11 protein-coding genes and 1 pseudogene are annotated in these 12,539 nt (G+C 65.2%); all 12 read left to right on the forward strand.

The window, feature by feature from the left end; all coding sequences use genetic code 11:
• The 12 genes and pseudogenes from CXY72_RS19150 to CXY72_RS03405 all read left to right on the forward strand — a co-directional run bounded on the left by CXY72_RS19150 (window position 1) and on the right by CXY72_RS03405 (window position 12,317).
• Window positions 1-159 carry an FHA domain-containing protein gene (locus CXY72_RS19150; protein ID WP_146071036.1) on the forward strand — a complete coding sequence of 53 codons (159 nt, stop codon included), beginning with the start codon at window positions 1-3 and terminating at the stop codon, window positions 157-159.
• Window positions 156-1,496: a serine/threonine-protein kinase gene (locus CXY72_RS03365; RefSeq protein ID WP_370446198.1), complete on the forward strand. Its 1,341-nt coding sequence runs from the start codon at window positions 156-158 to the stop codon at window positions 1,494-1,496. Before CXY72_RS19150 ends, CXY72_RS03365 begins: the two co-directional genes overlap by 4 nt.
• Complete coding sequence (locus CXY72_RS20525) at window positions 1,484-1,741, forward strand: hypothetical protein (protein ID WP_370446199.1); 258 nt, start codon at window positions 1,484-1,486, stop codon at window positions 1,739-1,741. The genes CXY72_RS03365 and CXY72_RS20525 overlap by 13 nt, the downstream gene beginning before the upstream one ends.
• A 53-nt stretch (window positions 1,742-1,794) precedes the next feature.
• Window positions 1,795-2,517: a hypothetical protein gene (locus CXY72_RS03370; RefSeq protein WP_104126327.1), complete on the forward strand. Its 723-nt coding sequence runs from the start codon at window positions 1,795-1,797 to the stop codon at window positions 2,515-2,517.
• 13 nt (window positions 2,518-2,530) lie between these two features.
• Window positions 2,531-7,022, forward strand: a pseudogene (locus tag CXY72_RS03375) (FtsK/SpoIIIE domain-containing protein).
• Window positions 7,023-7,152: 130 nt separating this feature from the next.
• The gene (locus tag CXY72_RS03380) at window positions 7,153-7,419 is read left to right on the forward strand and encodes a WXG100 family type VII secretion target (RefSeq protein WP_104082183.1); all 267 of its coding nucleotides are present in this window, start codon (window positions 7,153-7,155) and stop codon (window positions 7,417-7,419) included.
• A gap of 85 nt (window positions 7,420-7,504) precedes the next feature.
• On the forward strand, window positions 7,505-8,419 hold the full coding sequence (locus tag CXY72_RS03385; protein WP_104126300.1) for a hypothetical protein: 915 nt from the start codon (window positions 7,505-7,507) through the stop codon (window positions 8,417-8,419).
• Window positions 8,419-9,039, forward strand: coding sequence for a hypothetical protein (locus CXY72_RS03390; protein WP_104126301.1), 621 nt, complete (start codon window positions 8,419-8,421; stop codon window positions 9,037-9,039). Before CXY72_RS03385 ends, CXY72_RS03390 begins: the two co-directional genes overlap by 1 nt.
• A 59-nt stretch (window positions 9,040-9,098) precedes the next feature.
• A complete protein-coding gene (locus CXY72_RS20320; protein ID WP_255409249.1) occupies window positions 9,099-9,224 on the forward strand; it encodes a hypothetical protein in 126 nt (41 codons plus the stop codon).
• 104 nt (window positions 9,225-9,328) lie between these two features.
• Window positions 9,329-10,339: an ECF transporter S component gene (locus CXY72_RS03395; protein WP_146071038.1), complete on the forward strand. Its 1,011-nt coding sequence runs from the start codon at window positions 9,329-9,331 to the stop codon at window positions 10,337-10,339.
• Between the two features lie 90 nt (window positions 10,340-10,429).
• Window positions 10,430-11,359 carry a hypothetical protein gene (locus tag CXY72_RS03400; protein ID WP_104126303.1) on the forward strand — a complete coding sequence of 310 codons (930 nt, stop codon included), beginning with the start codon at window positions 10,430-10,432 and terminating at the stop codon, window positions 11,357-11,359.
• A gap of 61 nt (window positions 11,360-11,420) precedes the next feature.
• Window positions 11,421-12,317, forward strand: coding sequence for a hypothetical protein (locus CXY72_RS03405; protein ID WP_104126304.1), 897 nt, complete (start codon window positions 11,421-11,423; stop codon window positions 12,315-12,317).
• Window positions 12,318-12,539: the final 222 nt, after the last annotated feature.

Genomic DNA, 12,539 nt, shown 5'->3' on the forward strand with positions numbered 1-12,539 from the left:
GTGCTCGCCGTTGACCTTGGCACCACCAACGGCACCAGACTGCTGCGAGCCGGGGTCGATCCGGTGCGATTGCACCCGCAGGAACCCACCATGCTCGTGCACGGTGACGTGCTCGAGCTGGGCGATGCCGTGACCGTGACCTATCGGGAGCCCGCATGAGTGCCGCACGAGCACCGAGCACCCCGCCGACCCTGCCCGGATTCGACTTTGTCGAACTGCTCGGTTCCGGCGGATTCGCCGACGTGTTTTTGTACCAGCAGCACATGCCGCGGCGCCGCGTTGCTGTGAAGGTGCTGCTGGCCGAGCAGCTTCGCACCGGATCGGCCGGTGAGTTCACGGCCGAGGCCAACGTGATGGCGATGCTGTCAACGCATCCGTCGATCGTTACGATCTACCAGGCCGGGGTGAGTGGCGACGGCCGCCCCTATCTCGCCATGGAGTATTGCCCCAAGCCGAACCTGCAGGTGCGCTACCGTCGGGAACGCTTCGATGTGGGCGAAGCGCTCCGCATTGCAATCCAGGTCGCCGGGGCCGTGGAGACCTCGCACCGGGCCGGAATCCTGCACCGCGACATCAAGCCCGCGAACATTCTGGTGACCGAATACAACCGGCCAGCCCTGACCGACTTTGGTATCTCGGCAACCTTCGGCGCCGAAGAGTCGACCCCCGTGGGCATGTCGATTCCCTGGTCTCCGCCGGAATCGTTTGCGAACCCACCGTGGAGCGGGCCGGCCAGCGATGTCTACGCACTGGCCGCGACGACCTACACCCTGCTCGCCGGCCGGTCCCCATTCCAGCTGCCGGGTGCTTCAAACACCAGCGCCGACGTCATCAACCGCATCGGCGCCTACGCACTGCCGGCCCTCGGCCGCGCCGACGTGCCCGCCTCCCTCGACGTGGCGTTCGCGCGGGCCATGAGCAAGAATCCGAGTGACCGGTACGCCTCCGCGCTCGACTTCGCGCGGGCGCTGCAGAAGGTGCAGATCGAGCTCGCGATGTCGGTCACCACGATCGACGTAATCGACGACGCCGTCGACGGTCCAGACGACCGGGATGACGATGACGGCCTCACCCGGGTGCGTAACATTGTCAGCATCGATCCGGAAGCTCAGCCCGCCGCGGTCATCACCCCCAAGCTCACCGCGACCACCCCCTGGCCCACGGCGCCCCTGGACGTGCCAGTCGAAGCTGGCAGTTTCGACGCGACAATCCCGCCCCACGCCCTCGACTTCACCCGGGGCCCGGCCGCCCAACGGGCCGCACTCGACGAGACCTACCGCCGCCCGATACCGCCGCCGGCAGTACCGGGCGAGCCGATGCGCATCCGTCGCCGCCGGTGGCTCGCTCCGGTGATCGTCGGAGCACTGCTGCTGATTGGAGGTGGCGGGGTCGCGGCTGCGCTCGCGCTGGGGGGCACCGATCCAGGTTCGGCCGCCCCCCAACCGATCCGGCGGCGCCCGTCGATGCCGTCGTGGAGGCGTCGGTGCCCGCTGTAACCGATCTCGTGGGTACGGTCTCGGGCAGCGAGGTGGCGTTCACCTGGACGAACCCAGCGCCCGAAGCCGGCGACCTCTACCTGTGGCGGGTCGTCGAAACCGGGCAGGACAACGCGGTCTCCAGCGTCGACGAACCGACCGTGGCCGTGCCGATAGGCCCGGCTCGCCCGACCTGCATCGAGGTGTCGCTGCGCCGCGATGACGGCCGTTCCGGGGCCGAGGCCGTGCTCGGGTGCACCCCGTGACCGGCACCAACGCGATGCTCCCCTTAGCGATCGACCAAGCGCTGACCACGGTGATCGACGGCGTGAGCGTTGAGTACTGCGGTGAGTGGTTTCGCGCAGACCCGCAGGCGGTGTTCGGCATCGGTCGGGAGGCCGAACTGAGCGTCGATGACAACCCGTTTCTGCACCGCCGTTTTCTGGAGATCAGCCGATTCGACGATTTGTGGTGGCTCGCCAACGTGGGGTCGCGGCTCGCTGCGACCGTCACCGACGGTAACGGCCGTGTGCAGGCCTGGCTCGCGCCGGGAGCTCGCCTGCCGATCGTCTTCGGCCTGCTCACCGTGATTTTCACGGCCGGGCCGACCACCTACGAGATCACCGTGCATTCCAGTCAGCCCGCGTTTCAGGACAATGATCCGGTCGACAGCCGCAACGGGATCACGACCGTTGGCACCATCTCGTTCACCCCCACCCAAAAGCTGCTGATTCTCGCCCTCGCCGAACCGATGCTGGCACGTGAGGGCAGCGGACGCAGTGATATCCCCACCTCGGCCACGGCGGCGAAGCGTCTCGGCTGGGCGACGACTCGCTTCAATCGCAAACTCGACAACGTCTGCGACAAGCTTGACCGGGCCGGTGTGCAGGGGTTACACGGTGGCGTCAGCACCCATGCTACCAACCGGCGCGCCCGCCTCGTGGAGTACGCCATCGCTTCACGCATCGTCACCCGCGTTGACCTTCTGCTGCTCGCTGAGGCCCGCCCTGGGGATCCGCTGAACGCGGCCGACCTACCCTAGCAGGAAGCCTGATATGCGCGTCAAAGTTACCCTTCAGCGAGCCGGGCAGGTTCCGATCAACATTGCCATCACCGCGGATGCCACGGCTCTGCTCGGCGACATCGCTTCCGCCCTCTTCGCGGCCGACCCCGCTCGGGCCGGCTCAGTGCTACCCGAACGACTCACCCTGCAGGTCAGTGGTGAAACCGTAGACGGCTCCCCCCTGCCCGTGCGGGTCCTCAACCCCGCGGTCGACCTCACCGAGTCGGGGCTGCGCTCCGGCGCGGTGGTTGAGCTGGTGCAGGCTAGCGACGACTTTACCCGTCCCGGCGAAAACCGCGGGCCAGCCGCAGCCCGAATTACGATTTTGGCCGGACCTGATGCTGGTCGCGAATTCGACGTTCCGTTCGGAGCGAGCACCATCGGCCGCGACTACGGCGCCGAGATACGCCTTGGCGACCCGCTCGTGTCAAAACGACACGCTCGCCTCAACGTGGCCGACACCGTGGAGATTCTCGACCTCGGGTCGGCGAACGGCCTGCTCATGGGCGGCCTGCTCGTCTCCCGCACGGTGCTAACCCCCGCCGACGTTGTGTCGCTCGGTGACACTGACCTGAGCGTCGCGCCACTGCAGCAGCTCGGGACCGCACCCACGAGCACACCGGTCGTCGAATTCGTGCGCCCTCCGCGCGTGGTCGCGCGGTTCCCCGGCCTCGAGCTGCTCGCGCCGACACCGCCGAAAACACCGCAGCCGATGCGGTTTCCCTACCTATCGATCGTGGCGCCGATCATCATGGGCGTCGTGCTCTACCTGGTGACCAAAAACATTCTCAGCCTGGCTTTCATCGCCCTGAGTCCGCTCCTGGTGATCGGAGCATTCATCGACGCCACGGTCACCGCCAAGCGGGTCCTCAAGGCACAAATCAAACAATTCGACGAAGGAATGCGCGTCTCGGAGACCGCTCGCACGGCGGCGCACACTGCGGAACAGCTCGTCCGCGCAGCCGAGACTCCCGCCCTTGCCGAGGTGGTTGACGCCGTGCGGCGCCACGGTGCCCTGCTCTGGACCCATCGCCCCGAACACGAGGCGTTCGTCACCGCCCGGCTCGGCCTCGGCCAGGCGCCATCGCGCTCGACATTCACCCTGCCGGGCACGAATGATTCGCTACCCGAGTATTGGGCGCGACTCGAGGCCGCTGCCGCAGACTTTCACCTGATCGATAAAGTGCCCGTGCTCGTGGACTGGCGAGAATCGGGCGCTCTGGGGCTGGCCGGGCCGAGCGAGACCCGGGACGGCGTCGCGCGCGGCTTGGTATTCCAGGCCGTCGGGTTGCATTCCCCCGCTGAGCTAGTGATCGCCGCCTTCACCAGCCCCGCCTCGCGCCCCGGCTGGGACTGGCTCGAATGGCTGCCGCACACCAGCTCAGCGCACAGCCCGCTGGCCGGTGAACACCTCGCCGACAACCCCGGAAGCGGGCAGGCCTTGCTCGCCCGATTGGAGGCGCTGGTCGAAACGAGGGTGGAGGCATCCGCTTCGTTGCGTGGTGCACTGACTGAAAAGGATCAGACGAATGCCCGCCAGCCCGCGCTGGTTCCGGCCGTGCTGGTCGTGATCGAAAACGATGCTCCCCTGGACCGCGGCCGGGCCACCCGACTGGCCGAACGCGGCGCCGACGCCAACGTGCACGTGATCTGGTGTGCCGGATCGCTCGATCGGCTGCCGGCGGTGTGCCGCACCTTCTTGGTGCTGGGGTCCGACCCGGGTGCGTCGACCGGCCACGTGCGCTGGGGCGAGCAGACCATCCCGGTTGAGACCGAGTCGCTCGACCTGGAGACCGCGCGACGACTTGCCAGGGCGCTGGCCCCGGTCGTCGATGTCGGCACGCCGATCAGTGACGATTCCGACCTGCCGAGAGCAATCTCCTATGCCGCCTTGAGCGGGCTCGATCTCATCGCTGAACCGACGGCAGTCATCGACCGGTGGCGGGAGAATCATTCGCTCACCGTGCGGGACGGCTCCCCGCCGGTGCGTCGCAAGAAGGAAGGCACTCTGCGAGCGCTCGTGGGGCACACCGGCACCGAACCGTTTCACCTCGATCTGCGCGCCCAAGGACCGCACGCCCTGGTTGGTGGCACGACTGGGGCCGGCAAGAGCGAGTTTTTGCAGTCCTGGGTGCTCGGCATGGCGGCCGCGCACAGCCCCGACCGGGTCGCCTTTCTGTTCGTTGACTATAAGGGAGGTGCGGCTTTCGCCGATTGCGTCGGTCTGCCGCACACGGTCGGACTCGTCACCGACCTGTCGCCCCACCTGGTGCGGCGAGCCCTCACCTCGCTGCGCGCCGAGCTGCGCTACCGGGAGCACCTGCTCAATCGCAAGAGCGCGAAGGATCTGGTGTCGCTTGAGAAAACGGGTGACCCCGAGACGCCGCCGAGCCTGCTCATCATCGTGGACGAGTTCGCGGCGCTGGCGACCGAGGTGCCCGAGTTCGTCGACGGCGTCGTCGATGTGGCCCAGCGCGGCCGGTCGCTCGGCCTGCACCTCCTTTTGGCGACGCAGCGGCCGGCCGGCGTGATCAAGGACAATCTGCGAGCGAACACGAACCTGCGCATCGCCCTGCGCATGGCCGACGCCGAAGACTCCAACGACATTCTCGGCACCCCCCAGGCCGCGCATTTCGACCCGTCGATTCCCGGTCGCGGCGCGGCCAAGACCGGGCCGGGGCGCATCGCGGCATTCCAGACGGGGTATGCCGGCGGTTACACCACGAACACTCCGCCACGCCCCCGCATCGACCTCCAGCACTTGAACTTCGGGTCGAGCACGACGTGGGACGTGCCCGAAGGCGAAGTCGCCGAGATACGAGACCCCGGCCCGACCGATATTGCCCGCCTGGTGACGACCATCCAGGCAGCGGCGGCCCAGGCAGCAGTGCCGCCCCCACGCAAGCCGTGGCTCGACGAACTCGCCGCCGTCTACGACTTTATGGAACAGCCGCATCCGCGCACCGACGAGCGATTGCTGCTCGGCGTCATCGACGATCCGGCGACGCAGTCGCAGCCAGCGATGTTTTATGAACCCGATCGCGACGGCAACATGGCCATCTTCGGCGCCGGGGGTTCCGGCAAGAGCGCTGCCCTGCGCCTGCTCGCCATCGCCGCCGCGGTCATCTTGAACGGCGGCCCGATTCAGGTCTATGGTCTCGATTTCGGTGCGGGCGGCCTGCGCATGCTCGAGGACCTGCCCCACGTCGGTGCGATCATCTCGGGTGACGACGGCGAGCGCGTCGTGCGCCTGCTGCGCACCCTTCGTGATCTGGTCGACGACCGAGCCGTGCGGTATGCGGAGGTTCGAGCGGGCACAATCGGCGAGTACCGCAAGCTGGCGAACCGGCCAGCCGAGCCGCGCGTCCTCTTGCTTGTCGACGGGATCGGGGCATTTCGAGAAGCCTACGAATACGCCTCCACGTCGCAGTGGTTCACCGTGTTTGCCCAGATCGCCGCGGACGGGCGGCAGCTCGGCGTGCATGTGGTGATGACCGGGGGCCGGCCGAACTCAATTCCTACCTCGATCAGCTCCACCGTGCAGAAGCGACTCGTACTGCGGCAAGCCACCGAAGATGACTATATGCTTCTGGGCGCGCCGAAAGACGTGTTGAGCGTCACGAGCCCTCCCGGCCGGGGCATCATCGACGGCAACGAGGTACAGCTCGCGGTGCTGGGCGCCAGCTCGAACCTCGCGGTGCAGTCGCGGGAGGTTCAGCGCCTGGCCGCGAGCATGCGTCGCCAGTCGCCGATCGAGGCGCCACGCATCGGGCGGCTCCCCGAACACGTTTCTCTCCTCTCACTACCCACAACGGATGCTCAGGGTCGCGCCGTCATCGGACTGGCCGACGATACCTTGGCCGCGATCGGGGTCGAGCAGCGGGGAACGTTCATCATCTCCGGGCCGCCCGGCAGCGGTCGCACCACAGCGCTCGCGACTCTCGTGGCAGCTCTCGGGCGATCACGACAGCACCCGCAGTTAGCATTGTTCGCGCCGCGGCGCACGGCGCTGAGCGGCGCGTCTGCAGGGCAGCTCGGCACAGTCGGCTCCAACGGCTCCGACGGTTTCGTTCTCGTGGCGGACACCATCGATGCGGTCGTGACCGCGGTAACCCGGCTCACGGAACGCATTGAGGCGGGTGCATTTACGGCGGGGCAACTCGCGGTGGTAATCGAGGGCGTGACCGATTTCACCGGGACCGACGCGGAGCATCCGCTCGCCCAGCTCGAGAAAGGCGGCGGCGCGGGCCGAGCTGTTTGTGGTCGGCGAGGCGGAGAGCTCCACCTGGTCCCAGGCATACACGCTCGCCGGTCCGTTCAAATCCGGCCGGAGGGGCCTGTTGCTCGTACCGGGCGAGATGGACGGCGACATGCTGCTCGGAACCCCGCTCGGGCGCCTGAAGCGCAGCGAATTTCCTTCTGGCCGGGGTTTTCTCATCGTCAACGGCCACGCAGCGCGCCTGCAGGCGGCGATGGTGAATTGACACCATCGACAGCTGTTGGCCGCCGCCATAGATTTGCCCTGTTGCACCACACCGGGGCAAAACACCGAGATCGAACCGTCGATCTCGGCCAGCACCACCCTCACGAACTACCGAAACGAAGGAATAGATCATGGCCGTATGGGGTCTCGATGTAGAACAGGTTCGTACACTCAGCAGCCAGCTTTCGCAGAAAGCCAGCGACATTGAAGGGGTGCTGAGCACCCTCACCAACACCTTGGGCAACACGGAATGGACCGGCCCGGATGCTTCAGGATTCCGCAGTGACTGGAACGGCCAGCACTCTGCTGCTCTCCGCCAGGTCATCAATGCTCTGAATGAGGCCTCGCAGAAGGCCTCCCAGAACGCTCAGGCGCAGGAGCAAACCTCGAACGCCTGACCGGCCGAGTTTGTGTAGGCCGCCGGTTCGACCGGCGGCCCGCACAAACCGCACCACTACCGATCGACAGTAGAAGGGACCTGCCATGGCAGGAAAATATGGGGCCGATGTCGAGCAACTTCGAGATCTGGCAGAACGAATGAGCCATGCGAGCGAAAAGCTTGACCGCAGTCGACTCACCGTCGGCAACCAGATCAAAATCAGCGCGTGGGTCGGCCCCTTCGCAGCAACCTTCAAGGCACAGTGGGAGTCCGAGCACAGCCTGCACGTCGCGACGGTTGCACGAGTATTGGAGGCAAACGCGACCCAACTGCGCAAGAACGCCGACGAGCAAGAGGCCGCCAGCGCCGCCGACGGCTCAGCTGGTAGCCGGATCGTCGAGGGCTCAGCTGTAGGAAGGGCCATCGCGGATCTCATAGGCGGTGGCAGACCCGACGAGACTATCGAAAAGCTCCTGAATCTCCTCGGTGGATCGTTAACACTGCTTGATCTAGCGACGATCGCACGCGAGATGTCGAACCTACCCACCGCAACGTTCTTGCAAAAGCTCTTGGGCCCGATCGCTCTTGTGCTGGAGGGCAACGAAATTGTTGACCTCATCAAGTCCGGCGATGTCGGAGGAGCCCTCGGCCACCTGGGCTCCGGAGCCGTCTCCCTGACCAGTTATGTTATGGCTTTCACTCCTGGCGCGGCCCATGCTGGCGGAGTTGCCGGGCTCACCGCCGGGCTGCAGAGACTGTCTCCCCTTGTTTTGGGCATCTCGGCGCTGGTTACATTCGTGGACATGACGATTCCCAGAACGCAAACGGAGCAGAACGAAACATATGAGATGGGAGCGCAACACCTCTTCGGGAGAAACGTCGACGTTGACAACCTGTCGCAAGAACAGACGTCTCAAATGAGTCGACGATATGAAGGCGTGTGGGGTGCGATGACAATGATCAGCGACAAGATGGACACTACTGCCGAGAAAATTTTCCCGTGGAACTGGGGTAAGTGATGACTGCACAACTCGCCGACGGTGAGAACTACCTACTGGTTTCCGTTGCCGAAATAGCTGGCTATTTGTCGCGAAGCGGCACAGGTGGGCAATTCAGCGCAGAACAGCTTGAGCTTGCTCCGTTTTTGGCCGCGCCTGAGTACGTCGACCTTGGTCGGTCGCTTTTGCTCTATCGCGCCAGGCTCCTGAGCGAAGCCGAGCGCGTCGTTTTCCTGCAGCGCATCCTTGAAATCCTTGAGTCCCTCAAAACCGCAACAACGTGCATCTCACTCAACCCCGTAGGCGGAGAAAAATCTCTCCTCTTTCTGGGACCGGAGACCAGCGTCGAACTGATAATCGCACCCGAGGGCTGGTTTGCAAGCCAGATGTGGGGCCGCATCGAACCAACCGCACACGAGCTGGCCGAACATTTCGCTGGTCGGCTGGACGGCGAATTCGTGATCAAGATGCACAACGTCGCTGGTGTTTATTCCGGCGCGGCGTGGGGTAAGGGACTCCTGTATAGCCAGTCGAGCGAATCCAATCGTTGGGTTGAAAAAGGACCTGTGCCCCAGTCTGACGCTCCGCTCGCGGCCTTTGCGCACGTGAATTCCGAGCAAGGCTTACCGCTCGAGTCGTAGCGGAAGCTTGCAGTGCAGATGGCCGGAACCAATGAGCGTTGTGACAGAAATGGGTGAGCATGTACTTATGGGTCATCACCGGGCAGAACGAAAACTCGATCATTTTCGAAGCGGACCAGACCGACCGCGTGGTGGCGATCACGGTCAACACGGTGCCCTCCAGCCTGTACGAGGTCTGCGCGTAAGCCCCGCAGCAGGGGCTACGGCAAGTCTGGCCCGGGGCGCGCGGTGCCCCGGTAGTCTGGACCTTAAGTTGCGACCGGCAGCTGTGAGGGGCAGGTCGGGGGACGTGACGTCGGAGTTGGAGCGCACCCAAACATCGTCGCAACCGCTCGACCGACTCGTCGAGGACCTCCAGCGCCTGCGCAACACGGCGGGCGATGTCTCATACGCCGAGATCGCCGCACTGATAGCGCGCACGCGTGAGGCGCACGGGACCACCCCGGCTGCGGCCCGGATCGCCCGCTCGTCGGTCTTCGATGCCTTCCGTACGGGCCGTCGACGCATCAACGCGGTCCTGGTCGAGGAGATCGTGCGGGCCCTCGGAGAGGATGACGTCGCTGCCGCGCTCTGGCGCAAGCGGTGCCTCGATGCCCAGTTCTCCGCGCGGCGTTCGGCCGGCTCGGTAGGCATGGACCGACCGGATGCGTCGGGTGGGCCTGCAGAGTCGGCTGCCCCGCATCCGCCGGTCGCGCCGCTGACCTCGCACCCGGATAGCCGGACCCTGACCGTCACGCTCACCGTCGCCCTGCTGGTCGGTTGCGTGGGCGTGAACCTGTTTGGCGACGGCGTCGTAGACAAATTCCACCTCCCGGTCTGGTTGGACATGATCGGCACGGCGACCGCGGCGATCGCGCTCGGCCCGTGGCACGGAGCCCTCGTAGGGGTGCTGACAAACCTGCTCGGCGGGCTGCAAGGCAACCCGGAGACACTGCCATTTGCGCCCGTCAATGTCGTGGGGGCGCTCGTCTGGGGCTACGGCTACCGTCTCTTCCGCCGGAACCGCGGCGCTCTACGTTTCCTGCTCCTCAACGTGGCGGTCGCGGTCGCCTGCACGCTCGTCGCGGTGCCGATCAACGTGCTGGTCTATAACGGCGTTGCCGGCCATGCCAGTGATCTGGTGGCGTCGACGATCGGCGCCATCGGGGCCATCGGCGAGGGACTCTGGGTCGCCGTGTTCTCGGCGAACCTGATGCTTTCGCTCCTCGACAAACTTATCGCCGGGTATATCGCCCTGCTGCTCGCCCGTTTTCTGCTGCCATTGGGCCTGAGCCGCAGCCCCGGGCTTGGCCGGAAATGACGCTGCCGAGGTGTCCGAGATTGTCCGAGAACGGCATCCGCTGCCCTCACGGCCCCGAGCAGGGCACACGCTCGGCCCACAATGGTACCCATGGACACAACCCTGACACCTGATCTGACGTTGACGGAGCAGATCGAGAACGCGGGTCTGCGGTATGCCTACGCGCGGGCTTTCCGTATCACGGTGCCCGACGCGCCCGCCGACGTGGACCCGTCGCTGCTCCTGCTTCTGCGCGAACGAGGGCTCACGGAAGCCGACGCCCTGTGCGTTCTCGCGGCCAACCAGGCGATGGCTGCACTGCCGAAGGACGATACACGACCGTGGACGGCGACGGCCTACAACATCCCGACCCGACAGACGATCGTGCAGGAATTCAGCGCGAACTCCGGAAAGAGGGTGACCTGGCCCCCTCGCCACAACAAATTCAGCCAGCAATGGTCGGAGTCGATGACATCCGCCGGGCTGCCCTTTCGGATACCCAGCCTCATCTTGCCTCGCAAAGAGGTTGCGGTCGCCCAGCTCCGGGAATTTCTAAATGCTCCAGAGGGCAGCAGGAGCACGGGTGACTACGTCGTGTGGCGCAGGAACAGACAGCAGGACGATACCGTCAACACGCCGCCGTCCCTCGAAGAGTTCAACCGTGTCTTCGGCTCGTGGAGCCAGGCACTCGACGCTGCGGGAATGGCGGCGCCCGTGATCTCCACATCGGCACAACACGCCGAGGACGCAGTGGCTAAGCTCGCCGCTGATCTGGAGCGGCACCAGGCTGACGCGGAAGAACTGCGCAAGCAGTTGGGCATATCCGGCGGGGCATCTCCCGATGTGCTCGCGCACCACACCGAGCTTGCATACCTCGTCGCGTTGGAGACGCACGCGCTGGAGAGCTCGCGTGTCAACGAATACCTCCTGAAAGAGCGGGAGAAGAACGCGAAGACGCTCAAGCGCTGGGCCATTGCCGGAGGCGCGGCTCTGGCGATTGTGCCTCCCCTCATTGAGTTTTTCCTGACGAAGTACCTGTAGTGCACGTTGCATTGCAGACGCGACAGACCAGGACCAAGGACACCGAGCAGGCGGTCAGACCGTGAGCGTCGATGCACCCAGAGTTTCGGGAAACTGGCTGTATACCGTCGTTGGAGCGCTGAAGAAGGCCCCAGGAATCAGTATCTGGGGGCCGCTGCTGGGGTTCACGCCATGGTTCGCCGTGAGTGTCGCGGTAGTGTTTCTGCTCAGCTTCGCGATCGTCGCGGCCTACGGATCGTTGTTCGGTGGCGTGACCGGCGCGGCACCGGCCATGGAGAGGTGGATGCTGTTCATACTCACCCCGCTGTGGCCCTTCGTGAGCATCGGAGTGCCGGTCACAGCCCGAGTGATCACCCATGACACAGATCCGCTCTCTGCGCGCATAGGTTTTTGGCTCACGGCCCCCGGCCGGTTCTGGGGCCGCTTCACCTGGTTCGCAGTGCGTTTGGTCGCGAGGCAACCTTTCCTTATCGGCTTTGTCGGGCTCGCCCTCCTCTTCATCGGGTTCGTTGTCGGGCTGTCTGTTGAAAGCGGCAGTCTGCTCGGTGGCCTGGTCGGCGGGGTAGTCGGGGGCAGCCTTCTGCTCGTGTCCGGATGGGGACTTCAGAACCGGGGCAACCGCTACGGGAGCTTCGTCACTCCCGGTTTCCGCAATCCTGTGTCCTGGCTCCTGATCCCGCTCTTTCTCCTCTGCTGGCTGGCGCCCTTGGGCGTGCTTCTCATCGTTTTTGCCCTGCCGGTCATATTCGGTATGTTCGTGCTGTCGTACGTCGCGGCAGCGGATGCGACGGGCTGGTTTGCGTCGTTATGGCATCCGATGGAGTCCTTTGGCCCCGATTGGCTGCTGTTGACCGATGGCGCCTCCGGAGGGGGCCTGAATTTTGTCGCGGTACTCGTGGCCGTCCTGCTGTTCAGCGGAATACCCGCGATCTTGGATGCCCAGACGAGGGGTACCTGACTTCCGGGTCATCCACTTCGGGTTATCAACACGGCCGCTCAGGCGCATGGTCATTGCCCCCACCGCGTCGTAGGTGGCGGCGCAAGGGGCTCATCGTGGTTGCCGTTGCTGATCCCGACCTTGTACGACTGCTGCATGGCGACGCCGCGTCCTGGTCAGTGCCCTCGGATACTCATCAGGAAGATTGTGCTGGGACTTGGGCTCACTTGGGATATCCCGGGC

Source organism: Cryobacterium sp. Y57 (assembly GCF_002929505.1).
Taxonomy (GTDB): domain Bacteria; phylum Actinomycetota; class Actinomycetes; order Actinomycetales; family Microbacteriaceae; genus Cryobacterium.

What these genes read in the sequence shown, in the direction of transcription:
- CXY72_RS03365 (WP_370446198.1), top strand. Translation starts at nt 156, where the DNA reads ATGAGTGCCGCACGAGCACCGAGCACCCCGCCGACCCTGCCCGGATTC.
- CXY72_RS03385 (WP_104126300.1), top strand. Translation starts at nt 7,505, where the DNA reads ATGGCAGGAAAATATGGGGCCGATGTCGAGCAACTTCGAGATCTGGCA.
- CXY72_RS03380 (WP_104082183.1), top strand. Translation starts at nt 7,153, where the DNA reads ATGGCCGTATGGGGTCTCGATGTAGAACAGGTTCGTACACTCAGCAGC.
- CXY72_RS03390 (WP_104126301.1), top strand. Translation starts at nt 8,419, where the DNA reads ATGACTGCACAACTCGCCGACGGTGAGAACTACCTACTGGTTTCCGTT.
- CXY72_RS20320 (WP_255409249.1), top strand. Translation starts at nt 9,099, where the DNA reads ATGTACTTATGGGTCATCACCGGGCAGAACGAAAACTCGATCATTTTC.
- CXY72_RS03400 (WP_104126303.1), top strand. Translation starts at nt 10,430, where the DNA reads ATGGACACAACCCTGACACCTGATCTGACGTTGACGGAGCAGATCGAG.